This window comes from Saccharopolyspora hirsuta (assembly GCF_008630535.1).
Lineage (GTDB): Bacteria > Actinomycetota > Actinomycetes > Mycobacteriales > Pseudonocardiaceae > Saccharopolyspora > Saccharopolyspora hirsuta.
In genome coordinates, this window is the sequence record NZ_VWPH01000007.1 from 259,569 (window position 1) to 282,600 (window position 23,032).

A 23,032-nucleotide genomic window follows, 5' to 3' on the forward strand; every position below is an offset into this window, starting at 1 on the left:
GTCAGGACGTCCGGTTGCGAGTCGCGCGCACCAGCGCCAACGCGGCCAGCCCGGCCGCCACCAGCAGCGCCAGGTCCAGCGGCGCGACGCCCGCGGTCGGGCTCGCCGGGGTGGCGAGCGCGGCGACCACCACGCCGCCCAGACCGACCAGCGCGGCCTGGCCGAGCATGTCCGAGATCTGCAGCGCGGCCGAGTTGAAGCCGCGCTCACCCGCCGCGGACAGCGCCAGCACCCGCACCGAGGTGCTGGTCACCCCGATGCCCATCCCGCACCCGGCGACGAACCAGCACGCGAAGACCAGCCAGTGCGGGCCCCACGCGGGCAGGCTCAGCGCGAGCCCGGCGATACCGACCCCGACCAGCGCGAACCCGGCCGCCACCACGCGCTCGCGCCGGAGCTCCCGCTGCCTGCTCTGCCACAGCGCCCCGGCGGTCCACCCGACCGAGCCCACCGTGAGCGGCACTCCCGCAGCCGTCGGCGAGTAGTGGTGCACCACGGTCAGCGCCAGGGGGACGAACGCCTGCGCGGTGAAGAACAGCCCGGAGAGCAGTCCCCGCGAGAGCACCATCACCGGGATCCCCGGCCTGGCGCGCAAGGTGCCCGCAGGCAGCAGCAGGCGCAGCGAGGGCACCAGCACCACAACCCCGACCAGACCGACGAGCAGCGACCCGACCGCCGGATCCTGCGCGGCCCAGTTCAGCGCCACAACGCCGCCCGCCGCACCCACCGCGGCCAGCGGCAACCCGGGCCGCGGCACCGGCGGGTCGTCCGAACGCGCGCCGAACCGCCGTGCCGCGGGCACCAGCATCACCGCGCCGATGCAGACCAGCGGGGCCAGCCCGAGGAAGACCCACCGCCAGCTCGCCTGCTCGGTCAGCACCCCCGACACCACCGGCCCGACCAGCGCGGGCACCACCCACGCCGAGGACAGCGCGCCGAACGCGGCCGGGCGGTGCTCCTCCGGGAAGACCCTGGCGATCATCACGTACAGCGCGACGATCAGCACCCCACCGGCCAGCCCCTGCAGCACGCGCGCCACCAGCAGGACCGGCATGGTCGGCGCGAAACCGGCGACCAGCAACCCGATCGCGAACGCGGGCAGCGCCAGCAGCAGCGGGACCGCCGGTCCGCGGCGGTCGGACTGGCGCCCGCCGATCACCGTCCCGATCGCGCTCGCGGCGAGGAAGACGGTGAACGGCCAGGAGTACCAGTGCTGCGCGTCGAGCTCGGCGACGATCGTGGGCAGCGCGGTGCCCAGTCCCATCGCCTCGAAGGCGACGAGGGTGATGACCAGGACCAGTCCGGCGGTGAAGGTGCGGCGTTCCGGGTTCCACAGAGCGCTTCGGGACGTCTCGGCAGTGGCCACCCGCCCAGCCTGCAACCTCCACCGCGCTGGAAGTCCAGCAGTCGCCGGAGAACGACCCCTTCAGAGCAGCGTCACGCGGCGAGCCGGTGGCTGGGCCGCTCGACCCGATGGCCGTGCGCCGCCCCGATGGCCGCCGCGATCGACTCCTGCGCGCGCCGGGCCAGCTCCCGGCGATCGCTGCCGCGCAGTTCGGGCAGCACGACCAGCTCGACCACCAGCCCCCGCGTGCGGGCGACGGTCAGCACCGAGCTGACCAGCGTCGTCTCCCCGAGGAAGGCCGCCGCCGTGGTGACCTGCCCGGTCCGGTCGCGGAACCGCAGCGCCACCGGCTGCATCCGCGCCCCGGCGTCGACCGCGGCCTGGAAGACCGCGGGCCGGAACGTCCCGATCGCCCGCCCGCACCAGGTGGTGCCCTCCGGGAAGGCGCCGATCACCGCACCGGCGCGCAGCTCGTCGGCGATGGTGCGCACCGAGTCGGGCAGCGCCGACAACCGCTCGCGGTCGATGTAGACGGTGCCGACCCGACCGGCCAGCGGCCCCAGCAGCGGCCACGACCCGACCTCCACCTTGGCCAGCATCCGCATCGGGCACAGCACCTGCAGCGCGACGATGTCCAGCCACGACACGTGGTTGCAGACCACCAGCGCACCGCCAGCGGGCATCCCGCCGTCGAGCACGATCCGGATGCCCAAGGCGCGCAACAACGTCCGGAACCACGCCACCAGCGCCTGCTGCCGCCACACCGTCCCGAGCACCGGCAGCGCGAGTGCCAGCACGCACCCGCCGATCAGCAGCGCGACGACTCCGCTGAGCCGGAGCGCCAGGTGCAGCAGGCCGACCTCGCCATCGCGGTCGCGCGGCGGCATGCACTGGTCGCCGCACGGCGAAACCGGCATCCACGGGTGGTTCATGCCGCCTCGCCCAGGAAGAACCGCAGGTAGCGCTGGTCCGCGCGGTCGAGGTCCAGCAGCACGAAGAAGTCGGCGACGTCGAAGTCCGGATCGTGCGCGGGCCGCCCGCACACCTGAGCCCCCAGCCGCAGGTACCCCTTGAGCAGCGGAGGGAGCTGCGCGCGGCCGGTCACGGCGAATGGCTCCCAAGGCCGGTGCGGGTGCACTCGGTACTCCTCGGGCGCGTAGTGCTTCGCCGACACCGCGTTCCACACGTGCGAAGCCAGCACGCCACCGTCGTCGAGCGGCACGGACGCGCAACCCGCGAGCATCCGGTGCCCGTGCAGCAGCATGTACCGCGCGATCCCCGTCCACACCAGGCCGATCACCGCCCCGTTGCGGTGGTCCGGGTGCACGCAGGAGCGCCCGGTCTCCACCAGCGAGGAGCGCAGCGGCGCCAGCGCGGACAGGTCGAACTCGGTTTCCGAATAGAGCATCCCGGCTTCCGCCGCCCGGTCCGGCGGCAGCATCCGGTAGGTCCCGACGACCTCCCCGGAGTTGTCCTCGCGGACCACGAGGTGGTCGCAGTGGTCGTCGAAGGAGTCCCGGTCGAGGCCGAACTCCCGACCGGTGACCGTGGCCCCCATCTCCTCGGCGAACACCTGGTACCGCAGGCGTTGCGCGGCGTGCACCTCGTCGGAGTCTCGGGCGACCAGCAGCGAGTAGTGGGCGTCGGCCGCCGCGCTCGGCGCGGCGCTGGCCAGCAGCTGCGTCTCGGACATGCCGCAGGTGTATCGCCGCGCGGCGAACGCCCAACACACCGGACGAGGGCACGGAGCAGGAACTTTCGGTGAACCCCTGGTGCAGGGCGAAACCGCTGCCCCGAACGGCCGGTTGCCGCGCAACCGGCCGACCGGCTCACCCGGGGAAGGCGGCGAGCGCCCGCTCCAGCACCGCGGCCGGGCTCGGCTGGGTCGCCATCTCCGCGCTCACCTCGCGCGCGGCATCGCCGAACGCGGGCTCGTCCAGCAGCTTCCGGACCGCCGAGCGCACCGTCTCGACGTCCACTGCTGTCGGATCGTGGGACAGCCCGACGCCCCGGTCCACGACCCGCTCGGCCGACATCGGGTTGTCCGCGAAGGCGGGCAGCACCAGCTGCGGCACGCCGTAGTGCAGCGCGGCCGCCGTGGTCCCCGACCCGCCGTGGTGGACCAGCAGCGAACTGGTCGGCAGGAACGCCGACAGCGGCAGGAAACCCACCGCCCGCACGTTGTCCGGCAGCGGCGCGACGTCGGCGAGGTCCGCCTCCCGCCCGGCCAGCACCACGTCCGCGTCGAACTCGCCGAGCGCCTCGACGACCACCGACAAGCTGCTCGTACCGGACATCACCGGCACCACGGTGCCGAGCGTGACGCCGATCCGCGGGCGCTCCTGCCGCTGCATCGCCCACCCCGGCACCGCCGAGCCGCCGTTGAACGGCACGAACCGCATCGGCCACCACGGCAGGCCGTCCACCGCGTCCGGCTCGTCGGCGACCAGCCCGCCCATGCTCGGCGGCCGCGGGTCGATCCGCGCGATCACCTCCGGTCGGCCGTCCGGGATGCCCAGCTGGGCCCGCAGCTCCAGGGACATCTCGGTGTCGTCGTAGAAGTTCCGCCCGATGCGGAAGCTCCCGTCCCGGGACGACCAGGACACCCGGTTGCCGACCTCCAGCACCGGCACCCCGAGCGCCACCGCGGTCAGCAGGCCGGTCGGGTGGTCGGTGGTGTGCACGACGAGATCCGCGCCGAACGCCCGCCCCGCCTCGATGGTGCCCTGCGTCATCGTGAGCGTGAACAGCGAGAACGGCCCGCCGTCCTGGGGCATCTTCGCGTACGCCCCGGTCAGGCCCCGCGCGGCGAGGAACCGCTCGAACTCGGGCGTCGGCTCCTGGGAGCCCGCGACGCGCATCAGCTCCTGCCACACGTCGTGGTCCGGCAGCACGTCGGCCACCGGCAGCCCGGCCCGCGCCCCGGCGTCGACCATCTCGCCGGTGGTGGCCAGCAGCACCTCGTGCCCGGCAGCCCTGGCCGCCCAGATCAGCGGCACGACCGGGAACGTCAGCCCGTAACCGGGCGCAGTGGTGAACAAGATCCGCACGTCCACCGAGCATGCCACCGCACAGCCCGCCCGCGCAGCCCAATTACCGGCGAGCATGGGAACCTTCCTGCCACACCGACCGCGCCTCGGGTCTCCGCACCGATCCGGCGGCGGCTAGATTCCGGGACATGCAGCGAACGACCGAGCGCGTAGACCTCTACACCGACGGCGCATGCAGCGGGAACCCCGGCCCGGGCGGCTGGGGCGTCGTGCTGCGCTACGGCGACCACGAGCGCGAGCTCTACGGCAAGGACGCCGCTACGACGAACAACAAGATGGAGCTCATGGCGGTGATCGAAGGCCTCGCCGCCCTGACCCGCCCGATGCCCGCGGTGCGCATCTACACCGACAGCACCTACGTGCTCAAAGGCATCACGGAGTGGATGCGCGGCTGGAAGCGCAACGGCTGGATGACGTCGGCCAAGAAGCCGGTCAAGAACGCCGATCTGTGGCAGCGCCTGGACGCCGAGTGCGCGCGCCACGGCGAAGTCCAGTGGGAGTGGGTGAAGGGCCACAACGGCCACCCCGAGAACGAGCGCGCCGACCGGCTAGCCTGCCGCGGCCGGGACGAGGCCCGGGAGGACTGAAGCGCGAAAAGGCGGGCCGCACCTCGGTGCGACCCGCCCTCACATGCTTCGCGCTCAGCTCTTGCGCTTGGTGATCTCCTCGGTGAGCTGGGGTGCGACCTTGAACAGGTCGCCCACCACGCCGTAGTCGGCGATCTCGAAGATCGGCGCCTCGGGGTCCTTGTTGACCGCGACGATCGTCTTGGAGGTCTGCATGCCCGCCCGGTGCTGGATCGCACCGGAGATGCCCAGGGCGATGTAGAGCTGCGGCGACACCGTCTTACCGGTCTGCCCGACCTGGAACTGGTGCGGGTAGTACCCGGAGTCCACCGCCGCACGCGAGGCACCCACCGCAGCACCCAGGGAGTCGGCGAGCTTCTCCACGACCTCGAACGACTCCGCCGAGCCGACACCGCGGCCACCGGAGACCACGATGCTGGCCTCGGTCAGCTCCGGCCGGTCACCGGCCTCCGCGGGCTGACGACCGGTGATCTTCGCACCCGAGGACGCCGGAACCTCCACCGACTCCACCGCCGCAGCACCCGAAGCCTGCTCGGCCTCGATGCTGCCCGGCAGCACGGTGATCACCGGAGTGCCCTTGGTGACCTTGGCCTTCGCGTCGTAGGTGCCACCGAACAACGAGTGGCTGCCCACGCCCTCAGCGTCCAAGTCCACGACCTCCGACAGCAGACCCGACCCGGTCCGGACCGCCAGACGCCCCGCGATCTCCTTGCCGTCGATCGACGCCGGTACCAGCACCGCCGCCGGGGACGCCGAACCCACCAGGCTGGCCAGCACGTCGACCTGCGGGGTCACCAGGAACTGGCCCGCCTCCGCCGACTCCGCCGCGTACACCTTCGCCGCACCATAGGCGCCCAGCGACTCGGCCAGCTTGCCCGCCGTACCCGGCTCACCGACCACCACCGCCGACGGCTCACCGATCCGGCGCGCCGCGGTCAGCAGCTCGTAGGTGACCTTCTTAACCTCGCCGTCCACGTGATCGACGAGGACCAGAACCTCAGCCATGAAAACTATGCCTCCTCGTAAACCCGTGAACGACTCAGAGCAGCTTCTCGCCAGCCAGGAACTCGGCCACCTGCACGCCGCCCTCGCCCTCGTCGGTGACCTTCACACCACCGGACTTCGGCGGCTTCGGCGCCGACTCCACGACCTGGGAAGCGGCGTTGGCCAAACCGACCTCGGCCGCGTCGATCCCGGCATCGGCCAGCGACAGCACCGCGACCGGCTTCTTCTTCGCGGCCATGATGCCCTTGAAGGACGGGTACCGCGGCTCGTTGATCTTCTCCGTCACCGACACCACCGCGGGCAGCCCCGCCTCCACGGTGAACACGCCCGCGTCGGTCTCCCGCTCGATCTTCACGCTGGAGCCGTCGGTCTCGACCTTGCGCGCGTACGTCAGCTGCGGCCAGCCCAGCACCTCGGCCACCATCGCCGGAACCGCACCCGCGCGACCATCGGTCGACTCGTTACCGGCGATCACCAGATCGACGCCCTCCACGGTGCCGATCGCCTTCGCCAGCGCACGAGCCGTCGCCGGGGCGTCCGAGCCCGCCAGCGCCTCATCGGACAGGTGCACCGCCTTGTCGGCACCCATCGACAGCGCCTTGCGGATCGCGTCGGTGGCGCGGTCCGGGCCCATGCACAGCACGGTCACCTCACCGCCCTGCGCCTCCTTGATCAACAGCGCCTCCTCCACCGCGCGCTCGTTGATCTCATCCAAAACCGCATCGGCCGATTCGCGGTCCAACACGTGATCCGCATCCTTGAGCTTCCGCTCGGAATACGTGTCGGGCACCTGCTTGACCAGGACGACGATGTTCATGGGCCCTCTTCGACCTCCTGCGGACTGACGACGCTCGCTGGCCCTCCAGCGGCTTTGCTTGCGGACCCGGCGCTGTGCGGTCCGGGTAGGTTGACCTTGCCATGCCCCTGGTTGAAAAGCACAGTGATGCCAACCACCGGCAATGTTACCGGCCGGTAGCACGGGGACAACCAGGCCCCGCACGTGACGGTACTCACCTTTTCCGGCCAGGACGCGAACCGAATGATACGGACACGTCCACGGGGCAGATATGAAGAATGTTTACTACTTAGTAGCCTGACCGCATGAGGCAACGCGTCGCCATCGTGACGGACTCGACGGCTTCCATTCCGCTCGACGTCGCCGATCAGCTGGGCATCTCGATCGTCCAGCTGGAGCTCAAGGTCGGCGACGAGTACAACGACGAGCGCCGGGTGCCGCACGCGCAGCTGGCCGAGGCCATGCGCCAGGGCACTCCGGTGGCCACCGGGGAACCGCCGCCACCGGCCTTCTTCTGGAACTACAGCGACGCGGTGGCCTCCGGCGCCGAGGCGATCATCTCGGTGCACATCTCCGAGGGCCTGTCCCGCACCTGCGACTCCGCCCGCATCGCCGCGGCGGAGATCGGCATCCCGGTCTACGTGGTCGATTCGCGGCTGGTCGGCCTCAGCCTCGGGTTCTCGGTGATCGCCGCGGCCGAGGCCGCAGCCTCCGGGGCGACCCCGCAGGGCGTGATGAGCGTGCTGGACCGGCGCCTGCGCAGCACGATGCAGCTGCTCTACGTGGACACGCTCGAATACCTGCAGCGCGGCGGCCGGATCGGCCGGGCGCAGGCGTGGCTCGGGCAGGCCCTGTCGATCAAGCCGGTGCTGGCCCTCAAGGAGGGCATCATCGACCAGCACGCCAAGGGGATCGGGGCCGACCGGGCGCTCAAGAAGGCCGTGAGCACCGCTGTCCAGCGGGCGGGCAACAACCCGGTCGACGTCGGCGTCGAGCACTTCGAGTTCGGCGATCGAGCCAAGCAGGTGCTCGACGAGCTCCGCTCGCAGCTGCCCCAGATCCGCCGTGCCACCGTGGAGGAGACGAGCGCGATCCTCGGCGCACACGCAGGCCCCGGCGCGCTCGGCGTGACCGTCTCCCCCGTCTGACTCGTGCGCGGCGCCGTTCTCGGCGGACAAGCCGTTGCGGCGCCGTGAAATCGCGTGAATTCCGGGCAGCATTCAAAGGCGGCCCCGCACGGGGCGAAACAGCCCGCCGAACGCGGAATTCGTTAATTCCGAAGGGATTTCAACAACTTCTCCGGCAGTTTCCACTCCGTCGAGTGATGCAAACGGGTGTTCGACTCCGGATACTCGATTTCGGGCAGCGCGAAGCGCACCGGTTCTCCCGGACCGCGCTGCACCGCTCACCCGAAGTCGAATCCGGAGGGAACCCCCATGTCGTCCACCACCGTGCTGCTCCGCCTGGTCGGCTCAGCCCGTCAGCTTGTCCATCGCGCGGTTGATGCGCTTCACCGACACCGGGTACGCCGTGCCGAGCGTCTGCGCGAACAGGCTGACCCGCAGCTCCTCGATCATCCAGCCGACGTGCTGCAGTGCCTCGCTCGGCGAACGTCCCTGCGGCACCCCGGCCAGCAGGTCCCGATAGCGCTGCTCGACCTCGTCCACCTGGTACATCCAGTCCCGGTCCCGCTGCGGGTGGTACTGGAGCTTGTCCAGGCGCTGCTCGATCGCGCGCAGGTAGCGCACCAGGTCGGGCAGCCGCGCGAACCCGGTCGCGGTCACGAAGCCGGGGTGCAGCAGGGCGCCCAGCTGTTCCCGGATGTCGGCGTAGGACTCGGCGGGCAGCACCTTGGCCCGGTCCACGAGCGTGGACTCGACCCGCTGCGCGGCGACCAGCACCTGCTCCACTTTGGACACCGCCTCGACGGTGACCGCGCCGAGCTGCGCGCGGACCTTCTCCTGCAGCGCGGTGAACGCCGCCTCGTCCCAGACCGGGCCGCCGTAGTCCGCCATCAGCTTGTCGACGGCGCAGCGCACGCAGTCCTCCAGCACGGCGTTGAGGTCGCCGTACCGGCTGCCGCCCAGCACCAGCCGGGTGGTGCTGCTCATGCCGCGCTGGATGGACTTCACCGGCGAGGGCAGGTTCAGCAGCAGGAGCCGGCGGGTGCCGTCCCACAGCGCCCGGCGCTGCTCCTCCTCGGTGTCGAACATCCGCACCGCAACGCTGTCGCCGTCGTCGACGAGCGCCGGGTAGGCCTTCACCGCGTGCCCGGAGCGCTGCTGCTCGAAGGTGCGCGGCAGCTCGCCGAAGCTCCAGGAGCGCAGGCCGCGCTGCTCGATGTCGTCGGCGGCAGCGGAGATCTCCGCGCGCAGCTTCGGCTTCAGCTTCCGCTTCAGCGCATCCAGGTCCTTGGACTCGGCCAGCTTGCGGCCCTTGCCGTCCACCACGCGGAAGGTCATCTTCAGGTGGTCCGGCACCTTGTCCAGGTCCCACTCGGTGCTCGGCACGGCGACGCCGGTCATCTGCTTGAGGCCCTGCTGCAGGCTCTCCAGCAGCGGTGCCGCCATGGGCTCGATCCGGGACAGCACCGCCTTGGCGAAGTCGGGCGCCGGGACGAAGTTGCGGCGCAGCGTCTTCGGCAGCGACTTCAGCAGCGCGGTGACGAGCTCCTCGCGCAGCCCGGGGATCTGCCAGTCGAACCCGCTCGGGTCGACCTGGTTGAGCACCGGCAGCGGGATGTGCGCGGTCACGCCGTCCGCATCCGCCCCCGGTTCGAACTGGTAGGACAGCGCCAGCCGGAGTCCGCCCTGCGGCCAGACGTCCGGGTAGTCCTGGTCGCTGACCGCCGCCGACTGCTGGTTGATCAGCATCGACTTCTCGAAGTTGAGCAGGTCGGGCTGCTCGCGGCGCACCTTCTTCCACCACGAGTCGAAGTGCCGACCGGAGACCACCTCGGCGCCGACGCGCTGGTCGTAGAACTCGAAAAGGGTCTCGTCGTCGACCAGGATGTCGCGCCGCCGCGCGCGCTCCTCCAGGTCCTCGACCTCGTCGAGCAGCGCCCGGTTCTCGTGGAAGAACGCGTGCCGGGTGTCCCAGTCACCTTCCACCAGCGCGTGCCGGATGAACAGCTCGCGGCTGAGCTCCGGGTCGATGCGCCCGTAGTTGACCTTGCGGCCGACCACCAGCGGAACGCCGTAGAGGGTGACCCGCTCGGCGGCCACCACGGCGGCCCGGTCCTTCTCCCAGTGCGGTTCGCTGTAGCTGCGCTTGACCAGGTGCTGCGCGAGCCGCTCCACCCACTCCGGTTCGACGCGGGCGACGATGCGCGCCCACAGCCGGGAGGTCTCCACCAGCTCGGCGGCCATCACCCAGCGCGGCGGCTTCTTGAACAGCGACGATCCGGGGAACACCGCGAACTTGGCGTTGCGGGCGCCCTGGTACTCGTTGGCGCTCCGCCCCGGCTGCCCGGACTTCTTCTCGACGTCCTTGAGCCCGATGTGCGAGAGCAGACCGGCCAGCACCGACTGGTGGATCCGCGCCGGATCGGCCTCCTGGTCGTTGAGCGTCAGGCCCATCGACCGGACCATCTGCCGCAGCTGGCCGTAGAGGTCCTGCCACTCGCGCACCCGCAGGTAGTTGAGGAAGTCCGTGCGGCACAGCTTGCGGAACTGGTTGGACGACAGCTCCTTCTGCTGCGCCCGCAGGTACCGCCACATGTTGAGGAAGGTGATGAAGTCGGACTCGACGTCCTTGTCCACGAAGCGCGCGTGCTTCTGGTCGGCGGCCTGCTGCTTGTCGGTCGGCCGCTCGCGCGGATCCTGGATGGACAACGCCGCGACGATCACCAGCACCTCGCGCAGGCACCCGTTGCGGTCGGCCTCCAGCACCATCCGGGCCAGCCGCGGATCGATCGGCAGCTGCGCGAGCTTGCGGCCGATCGGGGTGAGCCGCTTGGTCAGCTCGGTCTTCGAGCTGTCCAGCGCGCCCAGCTCCTGCAGCAGGTTCACCCCGTCGGTAATCTGCCTGCGGTCCGGCGGTTCCAGGAACGGGAAGGACTCGATCTCGCCCAGCCCCAAGGAGGTCATCTGCAGGATGACCGAGGCCAGGTGGGTGCGCAGGATCTCCGGATCGGTGAACTCCGGGCGGGCCAGGAAGTCCGCCTCGGAGTAGAGCCGGATGCAGATGCCTTCGGAGACCCGGCCGCAGCGGCCCTTGCGCTGGTTCGCCGAGGCCTGCGAGATCGGCTCGATGGGCAGCCGCTGCACCTTGGTGCGGAAGCTGTACCGGGAGATGCGCGCGGTGCCCGGATCGATGACGTACTTGATCCCCGGCACCGTCAGCGACGTCTCGGCCACGTTGGTGGACAGCACGATCCGCCGACCCGAGTGCGGCTGGAACACGCGGTGCTGCTCGGCGGCCGACAGCCGTGCGTACAGCGGGAGGATCTCGGTGTTGCGCAGCTTCTGCTGCTTCAGCGCGTCCTCGGCGTCCCGGATCTCCCGCTCCCCGCTGAGGAAGACCAGGATGTCGCCGGGGCCCTCCGCGCAGAGCTCGTCCACCGCCTCGCAGATCGCCTGGGTCTGGTCGCGCACCACGTCCTCGGACTCGTCCGAGTCGTCCAGCAGCGGGCGGTAGCGGACCTCCACCGGGTAGGTGCGGCCGGAGACCTCGACCACCGGCGCATCGTCGAAGTGCCGCGAGAAGCGCTCCGGGTCGATGGTCGCCGAGGTGATGATCACCTTCAGGTCGGGGCGGCGCGGCAGCAGCTGCTTGAGGTAGCCGAGGATGAAGTCGATGTTCAGGCTGCGCTCGTGCGCCTCGTCGATGATCAGCGTGTCGTAGCGCCGCAGCAGCCGGTCGTGCTGGATCTCGGCGAGCAGGATGCCGTCGGTCATCAGCTTGACCAGCGTGTCCTCGCTCGCGCGTTCGGTGAACCGCACCTGGTAGCCGATGGCGTCGCCGAGCTCGGTGCCGAGCTCCTCGGCGACCCGCTCGGCGACCGTGCGGGCCGCCAACCGGCGAGGCTGGGTGTGCCCGATCATGCCCTTGATGCCGCGACCGAGCTCCAGGCACATCTTGGGCAGCTGGGTCGTCTTACCGGAGCCCGTCTCACCAGCGACGATGACGACCTGGTGATCGCGGATCGCGGCGAGCAGATCGTCCCGCCGCTGGCTGACCGGCAGGCTCTCCGGATAGCGGACCTCGGGTACGTTGGCGCGCCGGTTCTCGATGCGCAGCTCGGCCGCCTCGACGTCGGCGGTGATCTCCTCGGTCACCGACTGCAGGGCCTGCGGATCGCGGATCTTCCGCGCGCCCTCGATGCGACGGCGCAACCGACGCTGGTCGTGCAGCATCAGCTCGGGCAACCGGTCCCGCAGATCAGCGAGCGGAGATTTCACAGACGACGTACCCATACTCCGCACAAGCATAGAGAAGGCCCGGTCACCCCTGCCGCTGAATTTCACCACCCTCACAAGAACCGCATTGATCCCGGGCACGTCCTGCGCGGCAGTGCAAGCTGCGAGGGTGGGTTATGCGCCTGGCGGCGCATGCGCCCCCTTGCGAGCGGTGCCGATCGTGCGTCGCGGCTGCGGAAGCCGATCGCGACAAATGGGTTCAGCGAGAACCCTCCACGAGCCGGATCGAGCCCCCGCTGCGGCTGCGGCGGGCCCGGCGGCGTTGTGGCCGCCGCCGGGCGCGCCCGGCTCAGTTGCCGGTGAACTTGGCCTTGCCCGGGCCGTTCTCGATGAAGGAGCGCATGCCGATCTTCTGGTCCTCGGTGGCGAACGTGCCTGCGAACAGGTGCGTCTCCAGCTTCAGACCGTTGTCCAGGTCCAGGTCCAGCCCGCCGTCGATCGCGGCCTTGGCCGCCGCCAGGGCGCGGGCGGCGCCGTTGGAGAACTGCTCGGCCCACCGCCGCGCGGCCGCGTACACCTCGTCGGCGGGCACCAGCTCGTCGACCATGCCCAGCTGCAGCGCCTCCTGCGCGTCGACGAACCGGCCGGTGTAGATGATGTCCTTGGCCTTGCTCGGCCCGATCAGCCGCGCCAGCCGCTGCGTGCCCCCGGCGCCGGGGATCACGCCCAGCAGGATCTCCGGCTGGCCGACCTTGATGTTGTCCGCCGCGATGCGCCGGTCGCAGCTCAGCGCCAGCTCGAAGCCACCGCCGAGGGCGTACCCGGTGAGCGCGGCGACGGTCGGCTTCGGGATCGCGGCGACCTGGCTCATCGCGTCCGACAGGCCGCGCTGCTCCTTGCGCGCCATGTCCCCGTAGGACATCTCGGCCATTTCCTTGATGTCCGCACCGGCGGCGAAGACCTTCTCCCCGCCGTAGACGATCACGGCGCGGATGTCGTCGCGCTCGGCGGCCTCGAGCGCGACCTCCCGCAGCTCGATCTCGATCTGCCGGTTCAGCGCGTTCATCTTGGGCCGATCCAACCGGATCGTCCCGATCGCGCCGTCCACCTCAAGCCTGACGAACTCGCCCACGCGGCAACCTCCTCGTCGAACCGCCACCTCGCCGGGCAGGCTATCGCGCACGGCACCGGAACTGCTGTGTCCCGGATCTCAGAACGTCTCTTCCGGGGGGGGGGGAGCGCTCAGCCGCGCCGCCGCGCGAAGTACCGGTCGCCGCTGCGCTGCAGCTCCAGGTCCTGGTCGAAGGTCTTGGACAGGTTGTCCTCGGTGAGCACGTCGTCGAGCAGACCCTGCGCGACGACGTTGCCGTCGCGAAGCAGCAGGCCGTGCGTGAAGCCGGGCGGGATCTCCTCGACGTGGTGGGTGACCAGCACGGACGCCGGGGCGTCCGGGTCCATGGCCAGCGCGGACAGCCGCGCGACCAGGTCCTCGCGGCCGCCCAGGTCGAGACCGGCCGCGGGCTCGTCGAGCAGCAGCAGCTCGGGGTCGGTCATCAGGGCGCGCGCGATCGTGGTGCGCTTGCGCTCCCCTTCGGACAGCGTGGCGAACTCCCGGTCGGCCAGGTGCGCGACGCCGAGCAGTTCGAGCAGCTCCGCGGCGCGGTCGGTGTCCATGTCGTCGTACTCCTCGCGCCACCGGCCGAGGACCGAGTACCCGGCGCTGACCACGACGTCGCGGACCAGCTCGTCACCGGGGACGCGGGCCGCCAGGGCCGCCGAGCAGAGCCCGATGCGGGGGCGCAGCTCGAAGACGTTGGTCTTGCCCAGCCGCTCGCCGAGCACGTCGACGGTGCCCTCGCTCGGGTGCATCTCGGTGCTGGCCATCTTCAGCAGGGTCGTCTTGCCCGCACCGTTGGGCCCGAGCACCACCCAGCGCTCGTCGAGTTCCACCGACCAGTTCACGTCGGCCACCAGCGTGGTCTTTCCCCGCCGAACACCGACGCCATCCATCCGGATGACCAGGTCGTCCACGTCTACCTCCCCGCTGTGACTGACCGCAGCGCCTGGGCGTGGCGCCCCCGGTTCGTCTCGATCCAGGACCGCCGCAGGCCGTCGGCGGGTCCGCTCCGCGCCCCATTGTTCCGTCCGCGACCGCAGCGGCTGCGGGCGGGAGCACTCAGCGCTCCCTCAGCCGGGTGACACCCGGCCGGGGCTCGGACAACGCCGCCGTCCAGCATCCGGGAACGTCTCGATCGTGCTGGCGCAGCCCACCCGGCCGTGCCACGATCGCTGACGTGTCCGATTCGTTGCTCACCCGCGATCGCGTGATCGACCTGTTCCGGGTCGTCACCGCCGCCTGTTGCTGAAGCGGCTCCGCCGCTTTCCAGGTCCGTTCGCGCGGCTCGACGAATCACTCCACCCCGCATCCCCGCCACGTCCGGCGGCGGTCGTGTCGTGCCGTGCTCCCCGCAAGACACGAACTGGAGACACGCCATGAGCGCTGTGCAGCAGCACCGGCCCGATCAGCAAACCGCCCACCTGTCCGAATACACCCCGACCGAACCCGTGCCCGCGCCCGGCGAGGTGGAACTGCACCCCGGCCTCGACCTGCCCCTGCTGCGCGACCTGATCCGCCCCGACCACCAGTTGTGGACGCCCCGCGAGCTGCGCGACCTGACCAGCCTGGTCTCCTCCGAGCTGACCGGTCCGCTGCTCGACATCGTCCGCATCGACGACGAGAACCGCTGGTGGGCCAAGCTCGGCCTGACGGCCGGGGTCGAGCTGTGGTTGCTCTCCTGGGCGCCCGGCCAGGGCACCGCACCGCACGACCACGGTGGAGCGTCCGGCTCGTTCTCCGTGCTCTTCGGTGCGCTCCGCGAGGACTACCGCTACCCGGCGGGCCCGATCCGCACCTCGCACCACGAGGTCGGGTCGAGCATCGGTTTCGGCAGCGGCCGCGCCCACCAGGTCCGCAACGTCAGCTCGGTGAACTCGGCGAGCGTGCACGCCTACTCGCCCCCGCTGCTGCCGGTCCACTACTACTCGGACCTGTCCGAGGTCCCGCCGATCCCGCCGCAGCGCTCGCCCCGACTCCCGGAGGAACACGGATGACACTCCGCGCGTCAACCAGAGCCCTGCTCAACCGCACCTCAGGGGGACTGTGATGCAACCCAGCCGCAAGAAGCCAGATCGACCCCCAAGCGCAACCACAGCTGAAGAAGCGCGGAGAGACCGACCCGTGACCGCCATCCCGGCCCAACGGCGCACCGAAGTCGCGCCCGGCCCGTTCGGCATCGATCACCTGCTGGCCGAGTCCCGGGAGAAGCTGACCCGGGTGTCCCCGCAGGAAGCGCTGGCGCTGCAGCAGGACGGCGGCCTGATCATCGACATCAGACCGCAGTCCGACCGGCTCGCCGAGGGCGAGATCCCCGGCGCGCTGACGGTCGAGCGCATCGTCCTGGAGTGGCGCCTGGACCCGTCCGGCGGCCACCGCCTCGACGGCCTGCACCCGGATCGCCCGGTGGTCCTGGTCTGCAACGAGGGCTACGCCTCCAGCCTGGCCGCGGCCCAGGCGAAGGGCCTCGGCCTGCGCCGGGCGACCGACCTCGCCGGTGGCTTCCGCGCCTGGAAGGCCGCCGGGCTCCCGGTCACCACCGCCGTCAGCTGATCCCCGACGACCGAGAGCAGGGGAACCTTCCTGTCACCGATGGCAGGAAGGTTCCCCTGCTCGCACCATCCCTGCGATGACAGGAAGGTTCCCATCCTCACCGCTCCCCTCGGCGTGCGTGACAGGAAGGTTCCCTTCCTCCACCTCACGGCCGCCGGGTGACAGGAAGGTTCCCTTGCTCGCAGCGGCGTCGAGTGTGGTCCTGGGTGAAAGCGCGCATGAGCGGCCGCTGCGTCCCGTACGCTTCCGACCTTGTGCAAGCGCAGAGTTTGGTGTTCCGCCCGTGGTTCCTGGCCGGGCTCGTCGGGGCCGTCGTCATCGGTGCGGTGGAGGCGATCGCGGGTACCGGGCTGACCGGGACCGCCGTGGCGTGGGCCGGTGCGCTCGTCGGTGTGGTGCTGCTCCCGATGGCCACGCAGCTCGGGTTGATCGTCGGGTCCGTCGTCTTCGGTCTGCGGGTGCGGCACGTGATCTTCGGCGCCATGCGGGAGGTCGCGTCATGGACCCCGAAGCGGGTCACCTTCACCTTGCGAGCGCTGCCGATCACGTTGCGCGCTCAGATCGGCCCGTGGCGGTCGCCGGTGATCCTGCGCTGCTGGCTGGCGGGGTTGTTGTCGGCCGCGGTCGGTGTCGCGGTGGTCGTGGGCGGCTGGCTGCTGGCCGATTCGGCGTTCTGGCGCGGGTTCGTCGTCGCCGTCACGCCGCTGATGCTCTACAAGCTCTGGCCGCAGCGGGTTCCGCTGACGACCTCGACCGGGTGGCTGCTCTTCTCGCTGCCGCGGTTGAAGGGCGCTGAACGTTCCGAGTTCGTGGCTGCACCGTTGGCCGCTCGCGCTTACGAGGCGTTGCGCACCGGGGAGATCGACGCGGCGGAGTCCTTCGCCGACGAGCTCACCGAGAAGCACCCCGGGTTGAACGCCACGGTGTCGTGCCGGATCTCGGTGCTGGAGGCCCGCGGCGAGTACGCACCGGGGGTTCTGCTGCTGCTGAAGCACTTGTCGGAGCAGAACGACCTGCCGCCGCGCAAGATGTCCTACCTGCTCGCCGGGTTGGCGGGTCTCGGTTTCAAGGCGGTCGAAGCCGGGCAGCTGCCCGCGGAGTCCTTGCTGCCGACCGCGAAGAAGGCGCTGGAGGACGCCATCAAGCTCGGCTACCCGGAGTTCGAGCTCAGCGGCACCAACGGGCTGCTGGCGCTGATCGAGGGCGACCCGGAGTCCGCCGTCCGGCTCGCGCGGACCGCGGCGGACTACAACCACACCCCGCTCTCCCGCGCCGACGACCTGGTCACGCTGGCCCGCGCTCACATGGCCTGCCACGACAACGCGGCCGCGCGCGAAGCGCTGGCCAAGGCCGAGGAGCTGGCCCCGTGGTCGCCGCGCGTCACCGAGACCCGCCAACGGTTGTCCGTGGCGTGATTCAGCGCGCGGTCAGCACGAGCTTCCCGGTGGTGCGGCCGGTCTCGCCGAGCGCGTGCGCCTCGGCCGCGTCCGACAGCGGGAACGTCCCGGCGATCTCCGCGCGCAGCTGACCCGATTCGACGAGATCGGCGATGGCGCGCATCCCCGCCTGATCGGCTTCGACGAGCAGCAGCTCGGCGCGCACTCCCAGCGATTCGGCTTCGGCCACCAGCTCCTCCTTGGCGTACGGGAGGATGGAGACCAGCAGTCCGCCGGGCCGGAGGGTGCGCAGCGAGCGGCTGCGGTAGTCACCGGCGATGGTGTCCAGCACCACGTCGACGTCGCTGACCGCGTCGGCGAAGTCGACCTCCCGGTAGTCGATCAGCTCGTCGGCGCCCAGACCGCGCAGGAACTCGTGCTTCCCGGCGCTCGCCGTGCCGATCACGTGTGCGCCCCGGGCCTTGGCGATCTGCACCGCCAGGTGCCCGACACCGCCAGCGGCGGCGTGGATCAGGACCCGCTGCCCGGCCTGCAGGTTCGCGGTGTCCACCAGGGCCTGCCAGGCGGTCAGGGCGGCGAGCGGGATCGCACCCGCCTGCACGTGGTCCACTCCGGACGGTTTGCGGACGAAGGCGCGGGCCGGTCCGGTGACGTACTCGGCGTGCGAGCCGACGCCGTGCGGGTAGGGCAGCATGCCGAACACCTCGTCGCCCGGCTTGTGCAGGGTGACCCCGGTGCCGACTGCCTCCACCACGCCGGAGACGTCCCAGCCCAGCACGTACGGCGGCTTCCCCAGGAACAGCTGCTGTGCGCGGTGCTTCCAGTCCGTCGGGTTGACCCCGGCCGCGTGCACCCGGATCAGCACCTGGCTCGGGCCGGGTTCGGGGCGCGGCAGCTCGACTTCGCGCAGCACCTCCGGGCCGCCGAACTCGTCCTGGCTGATCGCGCGCATCGTTTCGCTCATGCCTCGAGGCTGCCGCATCCGCCCCATCGGCGAAATGGCAGGAATGCCAACATTCGATAGGATCGTGCCATGCATCGGGTCGTGGTGCTCGCGCTCGACGGGGTCTACCCGTTCGAGCTCGGCGTTCCCCAGCGCGTGTTCGGCAGCGCCGATGGCCGCTACGAGGTCCTCACCTGCACCGTCGACGGTCGGCCGGTGCGCAGCGAGGCCGACTTCACGATCACCGTCGAGCACGGCCCCGAGCTGCTGCGCACCGCGGACACGGTGGTGATCCCGCCCTACGACATGTCCCTGCTCACCGCCGAGCTGCCGCAGCCGGTGGCCGATGCGCTCGCGATGATCCGGCCGGGCACCCGCATCGTGTCGATCTGCACGGGCGCGTTCGCGCTGGCCGCTGCGGGTGTGCTCGACGGCCGCCCGGCGACCACGCACTGGTGCCTGACCGACCAGTTCCGCCGCTGGTTCCCCGCGGTCCGGCTGGACCCGGACGTGCTGTTCGTCGACGACGGTGACGTGCTGACCTCGGCGGGCGCGGCCTCGGGCGTGGACGTGTGCCTGCACATCATCCGCAGCGATCACGGCAGCGAGGTCGCCAACCAGGTGGCCCGGGTGTGCGTCGTGCCGCCGTGGCGCGACGGCGGCCAGGCCCAGTACATCGAGCGCCCGGTCCCCGACCCCGCGGAGTCCAGCACCGCGGCGACCCGCGCGTGGGCGGTCGCGAACCTGCACCTGCCGCTGGCGCTGGCCGATCTCGCCGAGCACGCGCGGATGAGCGGCCGCACCTTCGCCCGCCGGTTCCGCGACGAGGTGGGGATCAGCCCCGGCCGGTGGCTCACCCAGCAGCGCGTGGCGCGGGCCCGCCACCTGCTGGAGTCCAGCGACCTGCCGATCGACGAGATCGCCGCGCAGGTCGGCTTCGCCACGGCGGCGTCGCTGCGCCAGCACCTGAACGCCGCGATCGGCGTCGCACCGCTGGCCTACCGCCGCACCTTCCGCGCCGGGGCCTGACCGGTCAGTCGTAGCTGGCGCGGAGATCCCGCCACTGCTCGGCGTCGTGGCTGTGCAGGATCCGCGCGATGCCCTGTTCCGCGACCAGGCGCATCAGCTCGCGGGTGCTCTGCCGGGCCGCTTCGACGTCGTGGTCGTGGCCGGAGCTGGGCCTGGCGGCCGGGTCGCACACCTCCGCGGTCGGGATGGCGTCCCCGGCGATCAGCACCGGGCCGGTGCGCGGCAGCCGGACCAGGACCGACTGGTGGCCCGCGGAATGCCCGCTGCTGTCCACGAGCTCCACCCCGTCCAGCAACGTCGTGCCACCGTCCACCGCCCGGTAGTGCAGGGCCTCGCTGTCCCAGTGCGCCCGCTGCCACTCGTAGCGCAGCGCACCGGAGGTGCGCGCAGCTTCGAGCTCCCGCCGCTGGACGACGATCTCGGCGTTCGGGAAGCGGTCGAGGGCACCGGCGTGGTCCGGATCCAGGTGGGTGGCGATCACGTGGTGGACGTCGTCGGCGCTCAGCCCGAGCTGGTCGAGCCGCGCGAGGACGTGCTCGTCCGGCCCGACCTCGAACGGCGCTTCGGGATCTCCCGCGAACTCGATCGGCGCCCCGGTGTCGACCAGCACGTTCTTCCCGCTCGGATGCCGGATCAGAACTGCTGTGATGGGCAGGCCTTCGCCGCGCACGGTCCCCAGCCGCAGCGGGTGGAGGATCACAGGTGGACTCCTTTCTCCCCAGGTGCGGCGCCAGCCGATCCGGGGCCGTCCAACGCACGTTCCAGCAGGTGGAGGAACTAGCCCTGACCGTCGGCCAGCAGGTCGGCCGCTCGCCGCAGCGGGACGAAGCGGCAGCGGAAGACCATGCCGTCATCCTCGCTCTCGACCACGTGCGTCCAGAGCTCCGGCCCGTCCGGCGCTGCTCTCGTCGCGCAGACGGCGACTCGGACCCTGGCCGCTCGGCTACTCACCGGTCGCACCGTCGATCCGCTCGCGGAGCAGGTCTGCGTGGCCGTTGTGGCGGGCGTACTCCTCGATCATGTGGGTGAGGATGTAGCGGAGCGAGTACGCGCCGTGCTGCGAGGTGCGGTCCAGCGAATCGGCTTCCGCCACGATCGCGCGGGATCTCGCGATTTCCGCCCGCCAGATCGCGAAGGCCTCGTCCGGGTCGGCGTCGTCGACGTCGAAGTCGGCCCACCCCTGCGCGCCGGGCTGCGTCCAGGGGCTGGTGGTGGTCTCCCCGTTGAAGACCGTTCGGAACCAGGAGCGTTCGACCTCCGCGAGGTGCCGGACCAGGCCGAGCAGCGACAGGTCCGACGGTGGTGCTGAGCGCTCCCGCAGCTGGTCCGGGGCGAGGTCGGCGCACTTCACCGCCAGGGTTTCCCGCTGGCGGTCCAGGAATCCGGTCAGCGTCGCGCGTTCGTCAGCGGTCCGGTCGGGTTCGCGTCGCACCGGTGCAGCTTTCCAGGAGGTTCTCCACCACGTCCAGCAGCGCCGCGCGGTCCGGCTGGACCCTGGCCAGCACGCGCAGGCCGTAGTACGTGCTCAGCACCTGGCGGGCCAGGACTTCCGCGCTGCGGTCCGGGTCGATCTCGCCGCTGCGCTGGCCTTCCGCCAGGGTTTCGCGCAGGGCCTGCTCCACCGTCGCGAAGTTGCGCCGCACCTCCTCGCGGACGTCCGGGTCGGCCGCGGCTCGTTCGATGGCCGCGTTGATCGCGAAGCAGCCCGGGCGGTCGGTGTCCGAGAGGTCGGCGTCAATCGCGGTGGCCAGCAGTTCCCGCAGGCGGTCCGCGACCGGGCCCGGGGCGCGCAGCACCTCGACCTGCTCGGCCGTGGCCGTCTCCTGGTACTTCCGCAGGCTGCGCAGGTAGAGCTGGCGCTTGTCGCCGAAGGCGTTGTAGAGGCTGGACGGACCGAGCTCGGTGCGCTCGCTGAGGTCGCGGGTCGAGGTCGCCTCGTACCCGCGGCGCCAGAAGGTGTCCATCGCCGCGTCGATGACGCGGGCTTCGTCGAACTTCCGCGGCCGGGCCATACCGCCACCCTAGCCGTTTTGGAGCGCTCGGACGAAAACCTCACACTTTTGAATCGATCGCTTCAAAATACTGCTACCGTCGGGCCCGCAACCGATCACCGCTGGAGGTTCCGTGCCCCTCGCCATCTACGTCCTCGGCCTGGGCATCTTCACCCAGGGCACCTCGGAGTTCATGCTCTCCGGACTGCTCCCCGACATCGCCTCCGACCTGGGGGTTTCCATCCCGGACGCGGGCCTGCTGATCTCCGCGTTCGCCATCGGCATGGTCGTCGGCGCCCCGCTGCTGGCCATCGCCACCATGCACTGGCCGCGCCGGACCGCGCTGGTGGTGCTGCAGCTCGTCTTCATCGGCGCGCACGTCGTGGGCGCGCTCGCGCCGGGCTACTGGGTGCTGTTCGCCACCCGCATCGTCAGCGCGGTGTCCTACGCCGGGTTCTGGGCCGTCGCGGTGGCGACCGGCGTGGGGCTGGTCGCGCCGGAAGCCCGGAGCCGGGCCGTGGCGATCATCGCCAGCGGGCTGACGCTGGCCACCATCGTCGGCGTGCCCGCGGGCACCGTCCTCAGCCAGTTCACCGGCTGGCGCGCGGTGTTCTGGGCGGTCGCCGCGCTGACGCTGGGCAGCCTGCTCTGCTCGCTCCTCACGATCCGCAAGAACGCTGGAGCGCAAGGGGAAACGCGCAGCATCGCGACCGAGTTGCGCGCGATGGCCCGCCCGCAGCTGTGGCTGTCCTACGTGGTCACCGCGCTGACGTTCGGCTCGGTCATCGTCACCTTCAGCTACCTGGCACCGCTGCTGACCGACGTGACCGGCCTGTCCGCGCAGTGGGTTCCGGCCCAGCTGGCGCTGTTCGGGGTGGGCGGCCTGCTCGGCATGTCGATCGGCGGCCGGACCGCGCAGGCGCACCCGATCGGCACCCTGCTGCTCGGCCTCGGCGTCCTGGTGCTGGCCTCCGCGCTGCTCGCGGTGGCCGCGGACAACGCGCTGATCACCACCGCGCTCGTCTTCGCCCTCGGCGTGAGCGGGTTCGTCACCAACCCGGCCCTGCAGTCCCGGGTGTTCGCCCTCGCCCCCGGCGCCCCGACGCTGGTCGGCGCGGGCAACACCTCGGCCTTCAACATCGGCAACACGCTCGCGCCGATGCTGGGCGGCCTGGCCATCAGCGCTGGCCTCGGCTTCGCCTCGGTGGCCTGGGTCGGTGCCGCGATCGGCGCGGCAGCCCTGCTCACCGCCGCGCTGGCGGGCTTCCTGCAGCGCCGAACCGCCCAACCGAGCACGGCCCGGCTCGTGCGTGTCTGACGCGCTCAGCTGGGCCGCGCCTCCACCACTGCGGCCAAACCGTTGAGCATCAACCGTGTGCTGCCCTCCCGCTCGGCGATGTCGGCACTGCCGTCCCCGGTCAGGACGACGAAGACGAACTGCTCGGTGTAGACCAGGCGCGTCCCGTCCGCATGCGGGGACAGCTCCACCGTCACCAGCGACAGCGAACGGCGAAGGCCGTCCAGCACGAGCTCGGAGGTGAGCACGATGCGTTGCGCGGGGACGATGTCGAGGAAGCGCGAGCGGTACTCGACGTGCTCCACGACACCGCCCACGGCCAACGGACCGCTGGTCGTCTCGCCGCCACCGGGCCGGAAGTCCAGCTCGTGCCGACTCGCCCCCGGCTCGCCGGGGATGCGGAACCACCGCTGGCGCAGCTCGAAGTCGGAGAAGGCGGCGAACACGCGATCCGGCGGGGCGGCGAGCAGCACTTCGTGAGCCACTGTGCCGTGCAGAGCACCTCGGTGCTCGGTATCGGTCATGCCCTGATCATGCCCGCACGTACGGGGATCCGGAACGTGCA

Annotated in this window: 22 protein-coding genes; 7 read left to right on the forward strand and 15 right to left on the reverse strand. The window is 71.1% G+C overall.

Annotated elements, in window-relative coordinates:
- Position 1: 1 nt before the first annotated feature.
- The 4 genes from F1721_RS16970 to F1721_RS16985 form a co-directional block, all read right to left on the reverse strand.
- Positions 2-1,366 carry an MFS transporter gene (locus F1721_RS16970; RefSeq protein WP_246155058.1) on the reverse strand — a complete coding sequence of 455 codons (1,365 nt, stop codon included), beginning with the start codon at positions 1,364-1,366 and terminating at the stop codon, positions 2-4.
- A gap of 71 nt (positions 1,367-1,437) precedes the next feature.
- A complete protein-coding gene (locus tag F1721_RS16975; protein ID WP_211840500.1) occupies positions 1,438-2,277 on the reverse strand; it encodes a lysophospholipid acyltransferase family protein in 840 nt (279 codons plus the stop codon).
- Complete coding sequence (locus tag F1721_RS16980) at positions 2,274-3,038, reverse strand: GNAT family N-acetyltransferase (protein ID WP_150067663.1); 765 nt, start codon at positions 3,036-3,038, stop codon at positions 2,274-2,276. Before F1721_RS16980 ends, F1721_RS16975 begins: the two co-directional genes overlap by 4 nt.
- A 136-nt stretch (positions 3,039-3,174) precedes the next feature.
- Entirely contained in the window at positions 3,175-4,395 is a 1,221-nt protein-coding gene (locus tag F1721_RS16985; RefSeq protein ID WP_170301515.1) for a glycosyltransferase, read from the reverse strand.
- A 128-nt stretch (positions 4,396-4,523) separates the two neighbouring features.
- On the opposite strand from F1721_RS16985, the gene rnhA reads away from it, so the two are divergent.
- Positions 4,524-4,982: a ribonuclease HI gene (gene rnhA / locus F1721_RS16995; protein WP_150067666.1), complete on the forward strand. Its 459-nt coding sequence runs from the start codon at positions 4,524-4,526 to the stop codon at positions 4,980-4,982.
- Positions 4,983-5,036: 54 nt separating this feature from the next.
- On the opposite strand, the gene F1721_RS17000 is transcribed toward rnhA, so the two are convergent.
- Together F1721_RS17000 and F1721_RS17005 are read right to left on the reverse strand one after the other, a co-directional pair.
- Positions 5,037-5,987, reverse strand: coding sequence for an electron transfer flavoprotein subunit alpha/FixB family protein (locus F1721_RS17000; protein WP_150067667.1), 951 nt, complete (start codon positions 5,985-5,987; stop codon positions 5,037-5,039).
- Between the two features lie 34 nt (positions 5,988-6,021).
- On the reverse strand, positions 6,022-6,804 hold the full coding sequence (locus F1721_RS17005; protein ID WP_150067668.1) for an electron transfer flavoprotein subunit beta/FixA family protein: 783 nt from the start codon (positions 6,802-6,804) through the stop codon (positions 6,022-6,024).
- Positions 6,805-7,088: 284 nt separating this feature from the next.
- Between F1721_RS17005 and F1721_RS17010 the strand changes: the two genes are divergently transcribed.
- On the forward strand, positions 7,089-7,931 hold the full coding sequence (locus F1721_RS17010; RefSeq protein ID WP_150067669.1) for a DegV family protein: 843 nt from the start codon (positions 7,089-7,091) through the stop codon (positions 7,929-7,931).
- Between the two features lie 324 nt (positions 7,932-8,255).
- On the opposite strand, the gene hrpA is transcribed toward F1721_RS17010, so the two are convergent.
- The 3 genes from hrpA to F1721_RS17025 all read right to left on the reverse strand — a co-directional run bounded on the left by hrpA (position 8,256) and on the right by F1721_RS17025 (position 14,153).
- Positions 8,256-12,200: an ATP-dependent RNA helicase HrpA gene (gene hrpA / locus F1721_RS17015; protein ID WP_150067670.1), complete on the reverse strand. Its 3,945-nt coding sequence runs from the start codon at positions 12,198-12,200 to the stop codon at positions 8,256-8,258.
- A 292-nt stretch (positions 12,201-12,492) separates the two neighbouring features.
- The gene (locus F1721_RS17020) at positions 12,493-13,275 is read right to left on the reverse strand and encodes an enoyl-CoA hydratase/isomerase family protein (protein ID WP_150067671.1); all 783 of its coding nucleotides are present in this window, start codon (positions 13,273-13,275) and stop codon (positions 12,493-12,495) included.
- 110 nt (positions 13,276-13,385) lie between these two features.
- On the reverse strand, positions 13,386-14,153 hold the full coding sequence (locus F1721_RS17025) for an ABC transporter ATP-binding protein (protein ID WP_150067893.1): 768 nt from the start codon (positions 14,151-14,153) through the stop codon (positions 13,386-13,388).
- Positions 14,154-14,636: 483 nt separating this feature from the next.
- Between F1721_RS17025 and F1721_RS17030 the strand changes: the two genes are divergently transcribed.
- From F1721_RS17030 to F1721_RS17040, 3 genes are all read left to right on the forward strand, one after another.
- The gene (locus F1721_RS17030; protein WP_150067672.1) at positions 14,637-15,254 is read left to right on the forward strand and encodes a cysteine dioxygenase; all 618 of its coding nucleotides are present in this window, start codon (positions 14,637-14,639) and stop codon (positions 15,252-15,254) included.
- A 127-nt stretch (positions 15,255-15,381) separates the two neighbouring features.
- Complete coding sequence (locus F1721_RS17035) at positions 15,382-15,810, forward strand: rhodanese-like domain-containing protein (RefSeq protein ID WP_246155062.1); 429 nt, start codon at positions 15,382-15,384, stop codon at positions 15,808-15,810.
- A gap of 254 nt (positions 15,811-16,064) precedes the next feature.
- A complete protein-coding gene (locus tag F1721_RS17040; RefSeq protein ID WP_246155065.1) occupies positions 16,065-17,225 on the forward strand; it encodes a hypothetical protein in 1,161 nt (386 codons plus the stop codon).
- Between the two features lies 1 nt (position 17,226).
- On the opposite strand, the gene F1721_RS17045 is transcribed toward F1721_RS17040, so the two are convergent.
- Entirely contained in the window at positions 17,227-18,171 is a 945-nt protein-coding gene (locus F1721_RS17045; protein ID WP_150067674.1) for an NADP-dependent oxidoreductase, read from the reverse strand.
- A gap of 69 nt (positions 18,172-18,240) precedes the next feature.
- Between F1721_RS17045 and F1721_RS17050 the strand changes: the two genes are divergently transcribed.
- Positions 18,241-19,179, forward strand: coding sequence for a GlxA family transcriptional regulator (locus tag F1721_RS17050; protein WP_150067675.1), 939 nt, complete (start codon positions 18,241-18,243; stop codon positions 19,177-19,179).
- A 4-nt stretch (positions 19,180-19,183) separates the two neighbouring features.
- On the opposite strand, the gene F1721_RS17055 is transcribed toward F1721_RS17050, so the two are convergent.
- From F1721_RS17055 to F1721_RS17065, 4 genes are all read right to left on the reverse strand, one after another.
- Positions 19,184-19,879: an N-acyl homoserine lactonase family protein gene (locus tag F1721_RS17055; RefSeq protein WP_170301516.1), complete on the reverse strand. Its 696-nt coding sequence runs from the start codon at positions 19,877-19,879 to the stop codon at positions 19,184-19,186.
- 77 nt (positions 19,880-19,956) lie between these two features.
- Complete coding sequence (locus F1721_RS34455) at positions 19,957-20,130, reverse strand: NUDIX hydrolase (RefSeq protein WP_170301502.1); 174 nt, start codon at positions 20,128-20,130, stop codon at positions 19,957-19,959.
- Positions 20,123-20,611 carry a DinB family protein gene (locus tag F1721_RS17060; RefSeq protein ID WP_150067677.1) on the reverse strand — a complete coding sequence of 163 codons (489 nt, stop codon included), beginning with the start codon at positions 20,609-20,611 and terminating at the stop codon, positions 20,123-20,125. Before F1721_RS17060 ends, F1721_RS34455 begins: the two co-directional genes overlap by 8 nt.
- Positions 20,583-21,191 (reverse strand): TetR/AcrR family transcriptional regulator, encoded by a 609-nt coding sequence (locus F1721_RS17065; RefSeq protein WP_150067678.1) that lies wholly within the window; start codon positions 21,189-21,191, stop codon positions 20,583-20,585. The genes F1721_RS17060 and F1721_RS17065 overlap by 29 nt, the downstream gene beginning before the upstream one ends.
- A gap of 112 nt (positions 21,192-21,303) precedes the next feature.
- Here F1721_RS17065 and F1721_RS17070 point away from each other — a divergent pair, with 112 nt between their 5' ends.
- Complete coding sequence (locus tag F1721_RS17070; protein ID WP_150067679.1) at positions 21,304-22,488, forward strand: Cmx/CmrA family chloramphenicol efflux MFS transporter; 1,185 nt, start codon at positions 21,304-21,306, stop codon at positions 22,486-22,488.
- 5 nt (positions 22,489-22,493) lie between these two features.
- On the opposite strand, the gene F1721_RS17075 is transcribed toward F1721_RS17070, so the two are convergent.
- A complete protein-coding gene (locus tag F1721_RS17075; protein WP_150067680.1) occupies positions 22,494-22,991 on the reverse strand; it encodes an SRPBCC domain-containing protein in 498 nt (165 codons plus the stop codon).
- Between the last annotated feature and the right edge of the window lie 41 nt (positions 22,992-23,032).

What these genes read in the sequence shown, in the direction of transcription:
- F1721_RS16975 (WP_211840500.1), bottom strand. Translation starts at nt 2,277, where the DNA reads ATGAACCACCCGTGGATGCCGGTTTCGCCGTGCGGCGACCAGTGCATG.
- F1721_RS16980 (WP_150067663.1), bottom strand. Translation starts at nt 3,038, where the DNA reads ATGTCCGAGACGCAGCTGCTGGCCAGCGCCGCGCCGAGCGCGGCGGCC.
- rnhA (WP_150067666.1), top strand. Translation starts at nt 4,524, where the DNA reads ATGCAGCGAACGACCGAGCGCGTAGACCTCTACACCGACGGCGCATGC.
- F1721_RS17000 (WP_150067667.1), bottom strand. Translation starts at nt 5,987, where the DNA reads ATGGCTGAGGTTCTGGTCCTCGTCGATCACGTGGACGGCGAGGTTAAG.
- F1721_RS17005 (WP_150067668.1), bottom strand. Translation starts at nt 6,804, where the DNA reads ATGAACATCGTCGTCCTGGTCAAGCAGGTGCCCGACACGTATTCCGAG.
- F1721_RS17010 (WP_150067669.1), top strand. Translation starts at nt 7,089, where the DNA reads ATGAGGCAACGCGTCGCCATCGTGACGGACTCGACGGCTTCCATTCCG.
- hrpA (WP_150067670.1), bottom strand. Translation starts at nt 12,200, where the DNA reads ATGGGTACGTCGTCTGTGAAATCTCCGCTCGCTGATCTGCGGGACCGG.
- F1721_RS17025 (WP_150067893.1), bottom strand. Translation starts at nt 14,153, where the DNA reads ATGGATGGCGTCGGTGTTCGGCGGGGAAAGACCACGCTGGTGGCCGAC.
- F1721_RS17030 (WP_150067672.1), top strand. Translation starts at nt 14,637, where the DNA reads ATGAGCGCTGTGCAGCAGCACCGGCCCGATCAGCAAACCGCCCACCTG.
- F1721_RS17045 (WP_150067674.1), bottom strand. Translation starts at nt 18,171, where the DNA reads ATGAGCGAAACGATGCGCGCGATCAGCCAGGACGAGTTCGGCGGCCCG.
- F1721_RS17050 (WP_150067675.1), top strand. Translation starts at nt 18,241, where the DNA reads ATGCATCGGGTCGTGGTGCTCGCGCTCGACGGGGTCTACCCGTTCGAG.
- F1721_RS17065 (WP_150067678.1), bottom strand. Translation starts at nt 21,191, where the DNA reads ATGGCCCGGCCGCGGAAGTTCGACGAAGCCCGCGTCATCGACGCGGCG.
- F1721_RS17075 (WP_150067680.1), bottom strand. Translation starts at nt 22,991, where the DNA reads ATGACCGATACCGAGCACCGAGGTGCTCTGCACGGCACAGTGGCTCAC.